Below are 16,030 nucleotides of genomic sequence, written 5' to 3' on the forward strand. Positions count from 1 at the left end.
CAGAATCGAGCCTTGTCCCTCCTCCTCCCTTCAAGTCCTACCATACAAGCGAGCCTGCTCGCGAATGCGGTGGGTCAGTCACCACATGTGCAAGCTGGCACAACGCTTTCGCGAGCAGGCTCGCTCCCACAAGGGATAGGTGGTATCTGGGAGATTTTCTCGGGCAAAAAAACGCCCCGAACCAGTCGGGGCGTCAGTTTTGCGGCTCTGCGGTTAGCTTTCTATACGATCCGTAAAGGCCGTCTGCTCAGCGAAGCCGAATCAGTGGAACTGTTCTTCTTCGGTCGAACCGGTCAGTGCGGTTACCGAAGACGAGCCACCCTGAATCACAGTGGTCATGTCGTCGAAGTAGCCGGTGCCCACTTCCTGCTGGTGGGCCACGAAGGTGTAGCCCTTGGCGGCGTCAGCGAACTCCTGCTCTTGCAGCTTCACGTAGGCAGTCATGTCGTTGCGGGCGTAGTCGTGCGCCAGGTTGAACATGCTGTGCCACATGTTGTGAATGCCGGCCAGGGTGATGAACTGGTGCTTGTAGCCCATGGCGGACAGTTCACGCTGGAACTTGGCGATGGTCGCGTCGTCCAGGTTTTTCTTCCAGTTGAAGGAAGGCGAGCAGTTGTACGACAGCAGTTGGTCCGGGTATTCCTTTTTGATCGCTTCAGCGAAGCGACGAGCCTCGTCCAGATCCGGCTTGGCAGTTTCGCACCAGATCAGGTCGGCGTATGGCGCGTAAGCCAGGCCACGAGCGATGGCTTGATCGAGGCCTGCACGAACCTTGTAGAAACCTTCCTGAGTGCGCTCGCCAGTCACGAACGGCTGGTCGTACGGGTCGCAATCGGAGGTCAGCAGGTCAGCCGCGTTGGCGTCGGTACGGGCCAGAATGATGGTCGGGGTACCGGCAACGTCAGCAGCCAGACGAGCAGCGGTCAGCTTCTGTACGGCTTCCTGGGTTGGAACCAGTACTTTGCCGCCCATGTGGCCGCATTTTTTCACGGAAGCCAGTTGGTCTTCGAAGTGAACGCCGGCGGCGCCTGCTTCGATCATGCTCTTCATCAACTCGTAGGCGTTCAGGACGCCGCCGAAACCGGCTTCAGCGTCGGCCACGATTGGCGCGAAGTAGTCGATGTAGCCATCGTCGCCCGGGTTCTTGCCGGCTTTCCACTGGATCTGGTCAGCACGACGGAACGAGTTGTTGATGCGCTTGACCACGGTTGGCACCGAGTCCACCGGGTACAGCGACTGGTCCGGGTACATCGATTCTGCGGAGTTGTTGTCCGCAGCAACCTGCCAGCCCGACAGGTAGATCGCCTGGATACCGGCCTTGACCTGTTGAACAGCCTGGCCGCCGGTCAGGGCGCCCATGCAGTTGACGAAATCTTTCTCTGGGCGGAAGGACGGCTTGGCACCCTGGGTCACCAGGTTCCACAGCTTCTCGGCGCCCATTTTCGCAAAGGTGTGCTCAGGTTGAACCGAGCCACGCAGACGGACGACGTCAGCAGCGGAGTAAGTGCGAGTCACGCCTTTCCAGCGCGGGTTTTCAGCCCAGTCTTTTTCAAGGGCTGCAATTTGCTGTTCGCGTGTCAGTGCCATGGAGATAAACCTCGTCGCGTCTTTATGAAAAGTTGTTCTGCGGTGGAAAATTCCTGCGCTCGCTGACCAGAAGCTTAGGTGGTCAAGTCGGATTCGGCGGGGTAGGCGACGGGGTGAACGATGGGCTCGAGGGGAAGTGAGCAGGTAGTGGCGGACTGTGGGCGCATTCGGGCGTCGTGGGCCTTTATACGAACTACAGCGTGAAGCCGGGTTACCTAATTACGCTTCCGTCCCTCGGGACAACTTCGTTCCAGTCGGCAACCTCGTCAAACACACCTTGTGGGCGGTACAGACACGAAGCGGTTCGCGGGGTAGGTGCGAACATCGCTTCGAAGGCCCTTGCCAGGGCCTCTGATTAGCGGGAGCGAGGCCATCATGCCTTCGCTTTTTTGCCTCGTCAAACGTTTTGTAGTGCTTTTTTTAAAGCACTACATCTTTCGTCTAATACGACTAATCAGTCAGTTTTCGGTGCTTTAGTCCAGCGTGTCGACTTTCACCCGTAAAGTCATGTCATCCCGGCCTTGAGTCGAGTAGCTGCGGGTCTGGCTCTGTTTGTCGGCCTGGGTTTCGCGGTTTATGCCGGCGAGGGTGATCCATTCGCCGAGGCGTCCGCTGACAGTTGTGTCGGTGCTTTGCACGTTCACTACATCGGGACGTTCCTGACTCATGCGGTCACGATTGGTGCTGATCGCCAGGTGAACGATGTCGCCGGTGACGCTGGCAGTGACGTAGAAGCCCTGGGTGACGTTGCGGTATTGGGTCTGGCTGCTGTAATCACCGTAGGAATTGGTCTGGCTGCTGGTGATCGGCACGCTCTGGCCGACCTGAATCAGCGCCGGTGCCCCTTCGCTGGCCTGAACCTGCTGGATACCGCCGTCACGGCTGGCGGTGCTGTAGTTGATGATTCGGGTCTGTTGGTCGCCGGTGTTCTGCTGGTTGTTCTCGTTGGTGTCGACGGTGATCAGCAGGCGTTTGGGCGCGGTGTCGAGCTGGGTGATCAGGGCCTTGAGTTCCTGGATCTTGTCCGGCTCGGCCTTGACGATCAGTTGATTGCCGTAGGCGCTGACCTGACCGTCCTTGCCGAGAAAGTCCTGCGCCATCGGCAGCATGTCGGCGCTGGTGCGGTACTTGAGGGGCACGATTTCAGTGGCTGCCATCACCGAAAAACTGCATGCGAGCAGCAGGGTGGTGAGCAGGGTGCGTAGGGACATGTCCGTTATCTCCGCTTTCGAAAGGCTTGATATTGCCAGTTTGTCGGCCCGGGGTGGGGCAAGTTGAATCGTAGACAGCAAAACGCCCCGGCATCGGTTGATGTCGGGGCGTTTTGTGGTGTTCTCGAGGGACTCTTCGCGAGCAGGCTCGCTCCCACATTGGATCTCTAGTGGACACCAATTTTGCGCCAAATAGAGATCCCTTGTGGGAGCGAGCCTGCTCGCGAAAGCCGCGCCGCGGTCTCAGGCCGAATGGCGAACCATGTCGACATGCGGAATCCCGGCTTCGAGGAATTCCTCGCTGACCAGGCTGAAGCCCAGGCGCTCATAGAACGCCGTGGCCTGTACCTGCGCGCTGAGCATCTGCTGCTTCAGACTGCGGGCTTCGGCTTCGGCGATGACTGCTTGCATCAGCGCATCGCCAACCTTCAGCCCGCGCCAGTCCTTCAGTACCGACACCCGGCCAATATGCCCGTCGGGCAACAGGCGCGCGGTGCCTATTGGAAAGTCGCCTTCGAACGCCAGAAAATGCACGGCGGTCGCGTCATCCGCATCCCATTCCAACTCAGGTGGCACCGATTGTTCGGCAATGAACACCGTTTCACGAATGCGCCGGATCTCGGCGTTGTCCTTCTGCCAGTCTGCGACACGTACGCGAATCTTATTCATCGGCGAATCCCAGGCTGCCTTGTTTGACCAGCTCGCACAGCAGGCCGCGACCGTCTTCGTCGTTCAGCCACTCGCCGAGGTTATCGACGTGCAGCGCGTCGGCGGCGCAGATCAGCTTCAGCAGCTCACGCAGTTTGCCCGGCAGGTAACGGCTCTGGCCGCTGGCGAACAGCAGCAGGTCGTCATCGACTTCCGACCACGCCAGGCGCGCGCTCGGGTTGCGGATCAGTACGGCGCCGTCCTGCAGAGCGACAAGGAAGTCGTCTTCTTCGACGTCTTCCGGACCGACCACCAGTTCCGGGTAGCGCGGCTCGGTCATGTACTGGCCGAACCAGGTCAGCAGCAAGCGCTCATCGCTCATGTGTTCGGCGAGCAGGCTTTTCAGGCGGTCCAGCGCATCGTGCTGAATCTGATGCGGATCGACGGCTGGCTTGGCGTCGGCATCGGTGTAGCGCTCTTCGTCAGTCAGAAACTGGCTGAGGAAATCGGTGAAGTGAGTCAGCACTTCGGAAGCGCTTGGTGCGCGGAAGCCGACCGAGTAGGTCATGCAGTCGTCCACGGCTACGCCGCAGTGGGCCAGGCGCGGCGGCAGGTAGAGCATGTCGCCCGGTTCCAGAACCCACTCTTCGGTCTCGTGGAATTCGGCGAGGATGCGCAGGTCCGCGTGTTGCAGCAGCGGGCTCTCGGAGTCGCACATCTGGCCGATTTTCCAGTTGCGCTTGCCGTGGCCTTGCAGCAGGAACACGTCGTAGTTGTCGAAGTGCGGACCGACGCTGCCACCTGGGGCTGCGAAACTGATCATCACGTCGTCGACCCGCCAGCTCGGCAGGAAGCGGAAGTTTTCCAGCAGCTCGCTGACTTCCGGCACGAATTGATCAACGGCCTGAACGAGCAAGGTCCACTCTTTTTCCGGCAGTTTGCTGAATTCGTCTTCGGCGAACGGGCCGCGACGCAGCTCCCACGGACGCTCGCCGTGCTCGATCACCAGGCGCGACTCGACCTCTTCTTCCAGAGCCAGGCCTGCCAGTTCGTCGGCGTCGATCGGGCTTTCGAAGTCAGGAATGGCCTGACGGATCAGCAGCGGCTTTTTCTGCCAGTAATCGCGCATGAATTCGCGCGCCGTGAGACCGCCCAGAAGTTGAAGAGGAGTATCAGGATTCATGTGTAACCTATTGAAAAAAAGCATTTTTCAGACGGGAATAAAAACGCCCGGCGCGGCCGGGCGTCTCAAGCGGGTCAAGCGGTCGATCAGATGCGTTTGGCTTGTGCTACAGCGTTACCGATGTAGTTGGCCGGGGTCAGCTGTTTCAGCTCGGCTTTCGCTTGCGCTGGCATGTCCAGACCGTCGATGAAAGTCTGCAGCGCTTCTGGGCTGATGCCCTTGCCGCGAGTCAGTTCTTTGAGTTTTTCGTACGGGTTTTCGATGTTGTAGCGGCGCATTACGGTCTGGATCGGCTCGGCCAATACTTCCCAGCATGCGTCCAGGTCAGCAGCAATCTTCTGCTCGTTGAGCTCCAGTTTGCTGATGCCTTTGAGGCTGGCTTCGTAGGCGATCACGCTGTGGGCGAAGCCGACACCGAGGTTACGCAGGACGGTGGAGTCGGTCAGGTCACGCTGCCAGCGGGAAATCGGCAGTTTGCTCGCCAGGTGCTGGAACAGTGCGTTGGCGATGCCCAGGTTGCCTTCGGAGTTTTCGAAGTCGATCGGGTTGACCTTGTGCGGCATGGTCGACGAACCGATTTCGCCGGCGATGGTGCGCTGCTTGAAGTAACCCAGGGAGATGTAGCCCCAGATGTCACGGTCGAAGTCGATCAGGATGGTGTTGAAGCGCGCAATCGCGTCGAACAGCTCGGCGATGTAGTCGTGCGGTTCGATCTGCGTGGTGTACGGGTTGAAGCCCAGGCCCAGCTCGTCTTCGATGAAGGCGCGGGCGTTGGCTTCCCAGTCGATCTGCGGGTAGGCCGACAGGTGCGCGTTGTAGTTGCCCACGGCGCCATTGATCTTGCCCAGCAGCGGCACGGCAGCGACTTGAGCGATCTGACGCTCGAGACGGTAAACCACGTTCGCCAGTTCTTTACCCAAAGTGGTCGGCGAGGCCGGCTGACCGTGGGTGCGCGACAGCATTGGCACGTCGGCGAAGCGGATCGCCAGTTCGCGGATGGCGTTGGCGGTCTGGCGCATCAGCGGCAGCATCACGTCGTCACGGCCTTCGCGCAGCATCAGGGCGTGGGACAGGTTGTTGATGTCTTCGCTGGTGCAGGCAAAGTGGATGAATTCGCTGACCTTGGCCAGCTCCGGCAGCTTGGCCGCCTGCTCCTTGAGCAGGTATTCGATCGCCTTGACGTCGTGGTTGGTGGTGCGCTCGATCTCTTTGACGCGCTCGGCGTGCTCCAGCGAGAAGTTTTCAGCCAGTTCATTGAGAACGGCGTTGGCCTCGGCGGAGAAGGCTGGCACTTCCGGGATGCCGGCGTGGGCGGCCAGGCGCTGGAGCCAGCGCACTTCAACCAGAACGCGGGCACGGATCAGGCCGTACTCGCTGAAAATCGGGCGCAGGGCCTGGGTTTTGCCGGCGTAGCGGCCGTCAACAGGGGAAACCGCAGTGAGCGAAGAGAGCTGCATGGGGTGTTCTCGGACAGTCGGGCAACGAAATGGGGCGCGTATCATACATGAAAAAATCCGCCGGTCCGTCGCCAACTGACCGGCGTATTACGCGTTACAGACTACAAAAACTTTTATTGCGCGACGATTTACTCGCTGCGCATCAACGGATACAGCTCTTTGAGCAGCTTGCGCCGGCTGATCACCAACTGCCAGCGGTGGCCGCCGAGCTGTCGCCACAGGCGTGCCGAGCGGATCCCGGCCAGCAGCAGGGCACGGATCTTCGAGGCGTTGCTCGGTTGCTGCAGGTTGCGCATGTCGCCATGCACTTGAATGCGTTGGCGCAGGGTGCTCAGGGTGTCCTGGTACAGCGCGCCACAGGCGGCGACCACGTTTTCGTGAGCCGGGCCGAAGTGTTCGACCTGTGACTGGATCTGCGGCAGGCGCTTGCCGATGGTGTCGAGCATGTCGTTACGCTTGGCCAGTTGACGCTCGAGGCCGAGCATCGACAGGGCGTAGCGCAGCGGCTCACGCTGCAGGGTGCTCGGGTCGCGCTCCAGTGCGCCGATCAAGGCGCGATAACCTTCGCGCAGATTGATATCGTCGCCGCCGTACACGTCCAGTGTGTCCTTCGGGTCGCGCACCAGCAGGCTGCCGAGCATGCAGCTCAGGCCGGCTTCGCTGGTCTGGCCGGTCTTGGCGATCCGGTCGACCAGTACGGCCGCGAGAAACACGCCGCCCAGCGCCGTCAGTTGTTCCTGAGTCGGGCTCATGCCTGGCCGCTCCACGGCTCGGCGACTTCGATCACGCCGCCGCCGAGGCAGATTTCACCGTCGTAGAACACCACGGACTGGCCCGGGGTCACCGCGCGCTGCGGTTCGTCGAACACGGCGCGGTAGCCGCTGGCGGTTTTTTCCAGGATGCAGGTCTGATCGCTCTGGCGATAACGCACTTTGGCGGTCAGGCGCAGCGGCTGGCTCAGGTCGATCGGGTTGACCCAATAGATTTCCGAAGCGAGCAGGGCGCCGGAGAACAGCCACGGATGGTTGTTGCCCTGGCCGACGATCAGCTCGTTGGTGTCCAGATCCTTGCGCAGCACGTACCACGGCTCATCGCCGGCGTCTTTCAAGCCGCCGATGCCAAGGCCTTGGCGCTGACCGATGGTGTGGTACATCAAACCGTGGTGACGGCCGATGACTTCGCCTTCGGTGGTCTTGATCTCGCCCGGTTGCGCCGGCAGGTACTGCTTGAGGAAGTCGCTGAAGCGGCGCTCGCCGATGAAGCAGATCCCGGTGGAATCCTTCTTCTTGGCGGTCGCCAGTTCGTATTTCTCGGCGATCGCGCGTACTTCAGGCTTTTCCAGTTCGCCGACCGGGAACAGGGTCTTGGCAATCTGTTCGCCGCCGACGGCGTGCAGGAAGTAGCTCTGATCCTTGTTCGGGTCGAGGCCTTTGAGCAGCTCAGTACGGCCATCGATGTCGCGGCGACGCACGTAATGGCCAGTGGCGATCAGATCCGCGCCGAGCATCATGGCGTAGTCGAGAAACGCCTTGAACTTGATTTCGCGGTTACAGAGGATGTCCGGGTTCGGCGTGCGCCCGGCCTTGTATTCGGCCAGGAAGTGCTCGAACACGTTGTCCCAGTATTCTGCCGCGAAGTTGGCGGTGTGCAGCTTGATACCGATTTTGTCGCACACAGCCTGAGCATCCGCCAGGTCGTCCATGGCGGTGCAGTATTCCGTTCCGTCGTCTTCTTCCCAGTTCTTCATGAACAGGCCTTCCACCTCGTAACCCTGCTCGATCAGCAGGAGGGCGGAAACGGAAGAGTCCACGCCGCCGGACATGCCGACAATGACGCGCTTCTTGGATGTGTCAGAAGGGGCTGGATCACGCATAGGGATTCAATGAGTGTCTTGAAAAAGGACGCGATTCTATCAGGCTCACGGCCTCAAGGCTAAAGAGAAGGGCGGATCAGTTCGAGACTGAAGTGATGACCGGCCAGATAATCGTCGATGCAGCGAATGATCAGCTCGCTGCGCCAGTTGTCGCGCTGGGCGATTAATTCGTCGCGGGTCAGCCACTTGGCGCCGACGATACCGTCGTCGAGTTGATAATCGGGGTGGTGTTTGACGGCTTTGGCGCTGAAACACACACGCTGGTAGGTCACGCCGTTGCTTGGTGCGGTGTACAGGTAAATGCCGATGACGCCGGTGGGTTCGACGTCCCAGCCGGTTTCTTCGAGGGTTTCGCGCACGGCTGCATCGATCAGGGTTTCGTCCGGGTCGAGATGGCCGGCGGGCTGGTTGAGCACGTTACGCCCGGCCTTGTGTTCTTCAACCATCAGGAAGCGACCGTTGTCCTCGACGATGGTGGCGACAGTGATGTGGGGGAGCCATTCCATAAAACCTTCCTCAAGTCTGGGGTTGAAATGCAATCCAATGTAGGAGTGAGCCTGCTCGCGATAGCGCAATGTCAGTCACCATAATTGTTGAATGGTATACCGCTATCGCGAGCAGGCTCACTCCTACAAGGGATTGGTGTGAACTCTGAAAACACAAACCCCGGCACGAGGCCGGGGTTTGTGATGTTCCCTTTACAACCTTAAACCAGCGCAGCAACCGCTGCGTTGAAGGTTGCGCTTGGGCGCATGGCCTTGCTGATCAGCTCGGCATTGGCGTGGTAGTAACCGCCGATGTCCACTGGCTTGCCCTGAACAGCGTTGAGTTCGGCAACGATGGTTGCCTCGTTCTCGGTCAGGGTTTTGGCCAGGGTTGCGAACTGCGCTTGCAGTGCAGCGTCTTCAGTCTGGGCGGCCAGGGCCTGAGCCCAGTACATTGCCAGGTAGAAGTGGCTGCCGCGGTTGTCGATGTTGCCGACTTTGCGCGATGGCGACTTGTTGTTGTCGAGGAACTGGCCAGTGGCTTGATCCAGAGTTTTCGACAGCACCAGCGCTTTCGGGTTGTTGTAGTTCACGCCCAGGTGCTCAAGGGATGCTGCCAGCGCAAGGAATTCGCCCAGCGAATCCCAGCGCAGGAAGTTCTCTTCAACCAGTTGCTGCACGTGCTTCGGAGCCGAACCGCCAGCGCCGGTTTCGAACAGGCCGCCGCCGTTCATCAGCGGCACGATCGACAGCATTTTGGCGCTGGTGCCCAGTTCCATGATCGGGAACAGGTCGGTCAGGTAGTCGCGCAGTACGTTGCCGGTCACCGAGATGGTGTCCTTGCCTTCGCGGGTGCGCTGCAGGGTGTACTTCATTGCGTCGACCGGCGCCATGATCTGGATGTCCAGACCGCTGGTGTCGTGATCCTTCAGGTAAGCCTGAACCTTCTCGATCACTACGCCATCGTGAGCGCGCATCGGGTCCAGCCAGAAGATCGCTGGAGTTGCGCTTGCGCGAGCGCGGTTGACGGCCAGTTTGACCCAGTCCTGGATCGGCGCGTCTTTGGTCTGGCACATGCGGAAGATGTCGCCGGCTTCAACAGCCTGTTCCATCAGCAGGTTGCCCTTGCTGTCGGTGACGCGAACCACGCCCTCAGCCTTGATCTGGAAGGTCTTGTCGTGCGAGCCGTACTCTTCGGCTTTCTTCGCCATCAGGCCAACGTTTGGCACGCTGCCCATGGTGGTCGGGTCGAAAGCGCCATTGGCTTTGCAATCTTCGATCACGGCCTGGTAGATGGTTGCGTAGCAACGATCCGGGATCACCGCCTTGGTGTCGTGCAGCTGACCGTCGGTGCCCCACATTTTGCCGGAGTCACGGATCATCGCTGGCATCGAGGCGTCGACGATAACGTCGCTCGGTACGTGCAGGTTGGTGATGCCCTTGTCGGAGTTGACCATCGCCAGCGACGGGCGCGCGGCGTAGACCGCTGCCATGTCGGCTTCGATCTGCGCTTGCTGCTCGGCCGGCAGGGCCTTGATGCGCGCGTACAGATCGCCGATGCCGTTGTTCAGGTTGAAGCCGATCTCGGCCAGCACGTCAGCGTGCTTGGTCAGGGCGTCTTTATAGAACTCGGCAACGATCTGGCCGAACATGATCGGGTCGGAGACCTTCATCATTGTCGCTTTCAAGTGAACCGACAGCAGCACGCCTTGCGCCTTGGCGCTTTCGATTTCAGCGGCGATGAATGCACGCAGGGCGTTTTTGCTCATCACCGCGCAGTCGAGGATCTCGCCGGCCTGAACGGTGGTTTTTTCTTTCAGGACAGTGGCGGTGCCGTCTTTGGCGATCAGCTCGATCTTCACAGCGTCAGCGGCGTCGATCAGGGCAGCTTTTTCGCTGCCGTAGAAATCGCCGGTGCTCATGTGAGCGACGTGGGACTTGGAGTCCTTGGCCCAGGCGCCCATTTTGTGCGGGTGCTTGCGTGCGTAGTTCTTGACCGACAGCGGAGCGCGGCGGTCGGAGTTGCCTTCGCGCAGAACCGGGTTCACGGCGCTGCCCTTGACCTTGTCGTAACGCGCCTTGGCGTCTTTGTCGGCATCGCTGGTCACGGTTTCCGGGTAGTCCGGCAGGTTGTAACCCTGGGCTTGCAGCTCTTTGATCGCCGCTTGCAGCTGAGGCACCGAAGCACTGATGTTCGGCAGCTTGATGATGTTGGCTTCAGGCGTAACGGCCAGGTCACCCAGTTCGGCGAGGTGGTCGGCTACGGCTTTGTCGCCCAGTTGCTCGGGGAAGCTGGCCAGGATGCGTGCTGCAAGAGAGATATCGCGGGTTTCCACGGCGATATCGGCCGAGGCGGTGTAAGCCTCGATGATCGGCAGCAGGGAATAGGTGGCGAGGGCTGGAGCTTCGTCGGTGAAGGTATAGATGATCTTCGAGCGGGTGGGCATATTCGGATTAACTCTCTCTTCTTTGCTAAAGCGTGCGCAGAAACTCGAGGGGCGCCGGGTAAGCGCGTTCGTTCAAAGTCATCCATGAACCGAATGTCGAGATTCTTCGCGGTGATGTTGGGTGCATCAGTAGAGCGTCAAGCAGTCGGACTGCGGTAACAACCCGACCAATCAGGCGGAAAGTCTCGTGCTAGAGAGGCCAGCCGTCGTGACCCTGTGGTCAGCGGGCGGCATTATACATAGGTAGCTGGCAATCTGCCGATGGTTCATATGCAACGATTCTCGTCCATTGGTCTAAAGGTCGCAGGGCGGGGTGGGGCGTAGAGTCGTCGCGAATGCTTGAGTTTGGCGCTTTTCCCTTTGCTTTCAGGCTTGTACGAAACCAGATGTGCCCGCGCCGTGAACAGAGGGTTTGCGTGTTGATTTAACTGGGTTACGCTCGAACCAAGCCAGATGTTCAATCCAAACAATGGAGTTCAGCATGGGTTACAAGAAGATTCAGGTTCCAGCCGTCGGCGACAAAATCACCGTCAATGCAGACCATTCTCTCAATGTTCCTGATAACCCGATCATCCCCTTCATCGAAGGTGACGGCATTGGTGTCGACATCAGCCCGGTGATGATCAAGGTTGTCGATGCTGCTGTTCAGAAGGCCTACGGCGGCAAGCGCAAGATTTCCTGGATGGAAGTCTATGCCGGCGAAAAAGCCACTCAGGTTTACGACCAGGACACCTGGCTGCCTCAGGAAACCCTGGACGCAGTCAAGGATTACGTGGTTTCCATCAAAGGCCCGCTGACCACGCCGGTCGGTGGCGGCATCCGTTCGCTGAACGTGGCCCTGCGCCAGCAACTCGACCTGTACGTCTGCCTGCGCCCGGTGCGCTGGTTCGAAGGCGTGCCTAGCCCGGTGAAAAAGCCTGGCGACGTCGACATGACCATCTTTCGCGAGAACTCCGAGGACATCTACGCGGGTATCGAGTGGAAGGCCGGTTCGCCGGAAGCCACCAAGGTCATCAAATTCCTTAAAGAAGAAATGGGCGTCACCAAGATCCGTTTCGACGAAAACTGCGGTATCGGCGTCAAGCCGGTTTCGCTGGAAGGCACCAAACGTCTGGCGCGCAAGGCCCTGCAATATGTGGTCGACAACGACCGCGATTCGCTGACCATCGTGCATAAAGGCAACATCATGAAGTTCACCGAAGGTGCCTTCAAAGAGTGGGCCTACGAAGTGGCGGCCGAAGAATTCGGCGCGACCCTGCTCGACGGCGGCCCGTGGATGCAGTTCAAGAACCCGAAAACCGGCAAGAACGTCATCGTGAAAGATGCCATCGCCGACGCCATGCTCCAGCAGATCCTGCTGCGCCCGGCCGAATACGATGTGATCGCGACCCTCAACCTCAACGGCGACTACCTCTCCGACGCTCTGGCGGCGGAAGTGGGCGGTATCGGTATCGCGCCGGGCGCCAACCTGTCCGACACCGTGGCGATGTTCGAAGCCACCCACGGTACCGCGCCGAAGTACGCCGGCAAGGACCAGGTCAACCCGGGGTCGCTGATTCTCTCGGCAGAAATGATGCTGCGTCACATGGGCTGGACCGAAGCGGCGGATCTGATCATCAAGGGCACCAACGGCGCCATTGGCGCCAAGACCGTGACCTATGACTTCGAACGTCTGATGGATGGGGCCAAACTGGTGTCGTCTTCGGGCTTTGGCGATGCGCTGATTTCGCACATGTAGGCAATACAGGTACAAAAAAACCGCCTTCGGGCGGTTTTTTCATGGCTGAGTGAGCGCGATTGCGTCAGCTCGACACTTTTTCGGTATGGGGCGTATGCGCGGTCGGCTCGCTGGCAGTCGCCGCAGCTGTGATCTTCACGGCATGCAGGCCTTTGGGGCCTTGCACAATGTCGAAGTTCACGGCCTGTCCGGCCTTGAGGGTTTTATACCCGTCCATTTCAATGGCGGAGTAGTGCGCAAAGAAATCGATGTCGTTGCCATCCTCATCGCGGCCTTCGCGGGCGTCGGTATTGATAAAGCCGAATCCCTTGGCATTGTTGAACCATTTCACCTTGCCGACAGCCATGCTCAAATCCCTCTGCAACAGACTCCATCGCTGGAGTATCATCCAATTCATCCGCAATCTAATCCGTTAAAAGAATTGACTCCGCGGATCTTTTTTACCCACTGTGGGCTCTATTGGTTGTAACACCGTTTTCCCGATAGTCAAGGTGACCGGGCAGTCGGAGTTGAAAAGGTGCACAACCGCCCCCACCACTGTATTTGCACAACTGACGAACCTTTCTTTCCATGCATGCAATCAGCCAGATTCGACTAACATTCAATCAGGATCGCCCGCTTCTCCAAAAGGATCTTCCACAGGAGCACGACGACGATTCGGCAGGCGTTGCTGTTCAGGAAGCAAAGCCTGCGTTACAGGCGCCGCCGATGTACAAGGTGGTTTTGTTCAACGATGACTACACACCGATGGATTTCGTCGTCGAAGTGCTCGAGGTGTTTTTTAACCTGAATCGCGAGCTGGCGACCAAGGTCATGCTGGCCGTCCACACAGAAGGACGGGCAGTATGTGGAGTGTTTACCCGCGACATCGCCGAGACAAAGGCCATGCAGGTCAACCAGTACGCCAGGGAAAGCCAGCATCCGCTACTCTGTGAAATCGAGAAGGACGGTTAATCGCCGACCACTTGGGTATGAGGTGAAGCTATGTTAAACCGCGAGCTCGAAGTCACCCTCAATCTAGCCTTCAAGGAGGCTCGTTCGAAACGTCATGAATTCATGACCGTCGAACACCTTTTGCTGGCCCTATTGGACAATGAGGCTGCCGCCACCGTTTTGCGTGCCTGCGGCGCAAACCTCGACAAACTCAAGCATGACCTGCAGGAGTTCATCGACTCCACCACGCCATTGATCCCCGTTCATGACGAAGATCGCGAAACCCAGCCAACCCTGGGCTTCCAGCGTGTACTGCAACGTGCTGTTTTCCACGTACAGAGCTCGGGTAAACGCGAAGTAACCGGCGCCAATGTGCTGGTTGCAATCTTCAGTGAGCAAGAGAGTCAGGCAGTGTTCCTGCTGAAGCAGCAGAGCGTTGCGCGTATCGATGTCGTCAACTACATCGCTCATGGCATTTCCAAAGTGCCGGGGCATGGCGATCACTCTGAAGGTGAACAAGATATGCAGGACGACGAGGGCGGTGAGTCTTCTTCTTCAGGCAATCCTCTGGATGCTTATGCCAGCAACCTCAACGAACTCGCGCGCCAGGGTCGCATCGACCCACTGGTCGGCCGCGAATCGGAGGTCGAGCGTGTCGCGCAGATTCTCGCGCGTCGGCGCAAGAACAATCCGCTGCTGGTGGGCGAGGCAGGCGTGGGTAAAACCGCAATTGCCGAAGGCCTGGCCAAGCGTATTGTCGACAATCAGGTGCCGGATCTGCTGGCCAACAGCGTTGTTTACTCGCTCGACCTTGGCGCTCTGCTCGCGGGCACCAAGTATCGCGGTGATTTCGAGAAGCGCTTCAAGGCGCTGCTCAATGAACTGAAAAAACGTCCGCAGGCGATCCTGTTCATCGACGAGATCCACACCATCATTGGTGCGGGCGCTGCGTCCGGTGGCGTGATGGATGCCTCGAACCTGCTCAAGCCACTGCTGTCGTCTGGCGACATCCGCTGCATCGGCTCCACCACGTTCCAGGAATTTCGCGGCATCTTCGAGAAGGACCGTGCTCTGGCGCGGCGCTTCCAGAAGGTCGATGTCGTCGAGCCGTCGGTGGAAGACACCATCGGCATCCTGCGTGGCCTGAAAGGGCGTTTCGAGCAGCACCACAACATCGAATACAGCGATGAGTCGTTGCGCGCCGCGGCTGAACTGGCGTCGCGCTATATCAATGACCGGCACATGCCGGACAAGGCCATCGACGTGATCGACGAGGCGGGTGCTTATCAGCGTCTGCAACCGGTCGAAAAACGCGTGAAGCGTATTGAAGTGCCGCAGGTTGAAGACATCGTGGCGAAAATCGCGCGGATTCCACCTAAGCACGTCACCAGTTCCGATAAAGAACTGCTGCGCAACCTGGAACGTGACCTGAAACTGACGGTGTTTGGTCAGGACGCGGCGATTGATTCGCTGTCGACTGCGATCAAACTGTCCCGTGCCGGCCTCAAGTCGCCTGACAAGCCAGTCGGTTCGTTCCTGTTCGCAGGCCCGACCGGTGTCGGTAAAACCGAGGCCGCGCGGCAACTGGCCAAGGCGCTGGGCATTGAGCTGGTGCGCTTCGACATGTCCGAGTACATGGAGCGTCACACCGTGTCGCGTCTGATCGGTGCGCCTCCAGGCTATGTCGGGTTCGATCAGGGCGGTCTGTTGACCGAAGCGATCACCAAGCAGCCGCACTGCGTATTGCTGCTCGATGAAATCGAGAAGGCGCATCCGGAAGTCTTCAACCTGCTGCTGCAGGTGATGGACCACGGTACGCTCACCGACAACAACGGGCGCAAGGCGGACTTCCGCAATGTGATCGTGATCATGACCACTAACGCCGGTGCCGAAACGGCTGCGCGGGCTTCGATCGGTTTCACCCATCAGGATCACTCGTCTGATGCGATGGAAGTGATCAAGAAGAGCTTCACGCCGGAGTTCCGTAACCGTCTGGACACCATTATCCAGTTTGGTCGCCTCAGTCATGAGGTCATCAAAAGTGTGGTGGACAAATTCCTTACCGAACTGCAGGCGCAACTGGAGGACAAGCGTGTGTTGCTGGAGGTTACCGACGCGGCGCGCAGTTGGCTGGCGGCCGGTGGTTACGATTCGGCCATGGGCGCACGTCCGATGGCGCGTCTGATCCAGGACAAGATCAAGCGTCCGTTGGCGGAGGAGATTCTGTTTGGCGAGCTGGCCGAGCATGGCGGTGTGGTTCACATCGACATCAAGGATGGTGAGTTGACGTTTGACTTCGAGACTACGGCTGAGATGGCCTGACGGCTGGTAAGTGAAAAGGCGCCTTCGGGCGCCTTTTTATTGTCCGTTTGTTTGGTGTGAATATCCGTTGCTGCGGTAACGGCTTCTTGGGGTTCCGCCCTTACGGCCATCCCTTTCAAGGTCTTCGGTAAAATCCCCTGAAATTT

General features: G+C 59.1%; 13 protein-coding genes. 3 read left to right on the plus strand and 10 right to left on the minus strand.

Translation table 11 applies throughout. The annotated features are described in order from the left end of the window. Positions 1 to 261: 261 nt before the first annotated feature. The 9 genes from aceA to PseAD21_RS28095 all read right to left on the minus strand — a co-directional run bounded on the left by aceA (position 262) and on the right by PseAD21_RS28095 (position 10,891). Positions 262 to 1,587: an isocitrate lyase gene (gene aceA, locus PseAD21_RS28055; protein WP_093434273.1), complete on the minus strand. Its 1,326-nt coding sequence runs from the start codon at positions 1,585 to 1,587 to the stop codon at positions 262 to 264. Between the two features lie 473 nt (positions 1,588 to 2,060). Next, entirely contained in the window at positions 2,061 to 2,798 is a 738-nt protein-coding gene (locus tag PseAD21_RS28060) for a secretin N-terminal domain-containing protein (protein WP_102358976.1), read from the minus strand. Positions 2,799 to 3,041: 243 nt separating this feature from the next. Then, positions 3,042 to 3,467 (minus strand): GNAT family N-acetyltransferase, encoded by a 426-nt coding sequence (locus PseAD21_RS28065; protein WP_102358977.1) that lies wholly within the window; start codon positions 3,465 to 3,467, stop codon positions 3,042 to 3,044. Continuing rightward, the gene (locus PseAD21_RS28070; RefSeq protein ID WP_102358978.1) at positions 3,460 to 4,629 is read right to left on the minus strand and encodes a cupin domain-containing protein; all 1,170 of its coding nucleotides are present in this window, start codon (positions 4,627 to 4,629) and stop codon (positions 3,460 to 3,462) included. The genes PseAD21_RS28065 and PseAD21_RS28070 overlap by 8 nt, the downstream gene beginning before the upstream one ends. Before the next feature lie 86 nt (positions 4,630 to 4,715). Continuing rightward, on the minus strand, positions 4,716 to 6,086 hold the full coding sequence (gene purB, locus PseAD21_RS28075; RefSeq protein ID WP_016987412.1) for an adenylosuccinate lyase: 1,371 nt from the start codon (positions 6,084 to 6,086) through the stop codon (positions 4,716 to 4,718). A 128-nt stretch (positions 6,087 to 6,214) separates the two neighbouring features. Then, positions 6,215 to 6,838: a high frequency lysogenization protein HflD gene (gene hflD / locus PseAD21_RS28080; protein WP_025108999.1), complete on the minus strand. Its 624-nt coding sequence runs from the start codon at positions 6,836 to 6,838 to the stop codon at positions 6,215 to 6,217. Beyond that, positions 6,835 to 7,959 carry a tRNA 2-thiouridine(34) synthase MnmA gene (gene mnmA / locus PseAD21_RS28085; RefSeq protein ID WP_102358979.1) on the minus strand — a complete coding sequence of 375 codons (1,125 nt, stop codon included), beginning with the start codon at positions 7,957 to 7,959 and terminating at the stop codon, positions 6,835 to 6,837. Before mnmA ends, hflD begins: the two co-directional genes overlap by 4 nt. A 59-nt stretch (positions 7,960 to 8,018) precedes the next feature. Further along, on the minus strand, positions 8,019 to 8,465 hold the full coding sequence (locus tag PseAD21_RS28090; protein WP_102358980.1) for an NUDIX hydrolase: 447 nt from the start codon (positions 8,463 to 8,465) through the stop codon (positions 8,019 to 8,021). A gap of 200 nt (positions 8,466 to 8,665) precedes the next feature. Then, positions 8,666 to 10,891, minus strand: a complete 2,226-nt coding sequence (locus tag PseAD21_RS28095) for an NADP-dependent isocitrate dehydrogenase (RefSeq protein ID WP_102358981.1) — start codon at positions 10,889 to 10,891, stop codon at positions 8,666 to 8,668. Between the two features lie 481 nt (positions 10,892 to 11,372). Between PseAD21_RS28095 and icd the strand changes: the two genes are divergently transcribed. Next, a complete protein-coding gene (gene icd, locus PseAD21_RS28105; RefSeq protein WP_102358982.1) occupies positions 11,373 to 12,629 on the plus strand; it encodes an NADP-dependent isocitrate dehydrogenase in 1,257 nt (418 codons plus the stop codon). Positions 12,630 to 12,693: 64 nt separating this feature from the next. Here the strand turns inward: icd and PseAD21_RS28110 are convergent, their stop codons facing one another. Next, entirely contained in the window at positions 12,694 to 12,975 is a 282-nt protein-coding gene (locus PseAD21_RS28110; RefSeq protein WP_102358983.1) for a cold shock domain-containing protein, read from the minus strand. 224 nt (positions 12,976 to 13,199) lie between these two features. Here PseAD21_RS28110 and clpS point away from each other — a divergent pair, with 224 nt between their 5' ends. Beyond that, positions 13,200 to 13,583, plus strand: a complete 384-nt coding sequence (gene clpS / locus PseAD21_RS28115) for an ATP-dependent Clp protease adapter ClpS (protein ID WP_011334948.1) — start codon at positions 13,200 to 13,202, stop codon at positions 13,581 to 13,583. Between the two features lie 30 nt (positions 13,584 to 13,613). Next, on the plus strand, positions 13,614 to 15,884 hold the full coding sequence (gene clpA / locus PseAD21_RS28120) for an ATP-dependent Clp protease ATP-binding subunit ClpA (protein WP_016987404.1): 2,271 nt from the start codon (positions 13,614 to 13,616) through the stop codon (positions 15,882 to 15,884). Positions 15,885 to 16,030: the final 146 nt, after the last annotated feature.

It is taken from the genome of Pseudomonas sp. AD21, assembly GCF_002878485.1.
Lineage (GTDB): Bacteria > Pseudomonadota > Gammaproteobacteria > Pseudomonadales > Pseudomonadaceae > Aquipseudomonas.

Bases quoted from the DNA above. Each gene is read 5' to 3' on its own strand.
- PseAD21_RS28095 (WP_102358981.1), bottom strand. From the start codon at position 10,891: ATGCCCACCCGCTCGAAGATCATCTATACCTTCACCGACGAAGCTCCA.
- PseAD21_RS28065 (WP_102358977.1), bottom strand. From the start codon at position 3,467: ATGAATAAGATTCGCGTACGTGTCGCAGACTGGCAGAAGGACAACGCC.
- purB (WP_016987412.1), bottom strand. From the start codon at position 6,086: ATGCAGCTCTCTTCGCTCACTGCGGTTTCCCCTGTTGACGGCCGCTAC.
- PseAD21_RS28070 (WP_102358978.1), bottom strand. From the start codon at position 4,629: ATGAATCCTGATACTCCTCTTCAACTTCTGGGCGGTCTCACGGCGCGC.
- hflD (WP_025108999.1), bottom strand. From the start codon at position 6,838: ATGAGCCCGACTCAGGAACAACTGACGGCGCTGGGCGGCGTGTTTCTC.
- clpS (WP_011334948.1), top strand. From the start codon at position 13,200: ATGCATGCAATCAGCCAGATTCGACTAACATTCAATCAGGATCGCCCG.
- PseAD21_RS28090 (WP_102358980.1), bottom strand. From the start codon at position 8,465: ATGGAATGGCTCCCCCACATCACTGTCGCCACCATCGTCGAGGACAAC.
- clpA (WP_016987404.1), top strand. From the start codon at position 13,614: ATGTTAAACCGCGAGCTCGAAGTCACCCTCAATCTAGCCTTCAAGGAG.
- icd (WP_102358982.1), top strand. From the start codon at position 11,373: ATGGGTTACAAGAAGATTCAGGTTCCAGCCGTCGGCGACAAAATCACC.
- aceA (WP_093434273.1), bottom strand. From the start codon at position 1,587: ATGGCACTGACACGCGAACAGCAAATTGCAGCCCTTGAAAAAGACTGG.
- PseAD21_RS28060 (WP_102358976.1), bottom strand. From the start codon at position 2,798: ATGTCCCTACGCACCCTGCTCACCACCCTGCTGCTCGCATGCAGTTTT.
- PseAD21_RS28110 (WP_102358983.1), bottom strand. From the start codon at position 12,975: ATGGCTGTCGGCAAGGTGAAATGGTTCAACAATGCCAAGGGATTCGGC.
- mnmA (WP_102358979.1), bottom strand. From the start codon at position 7,959: ATGCGTGATCCAGCCCCTTCTGACACATCCAAGAAGCGCGTCATTGTC.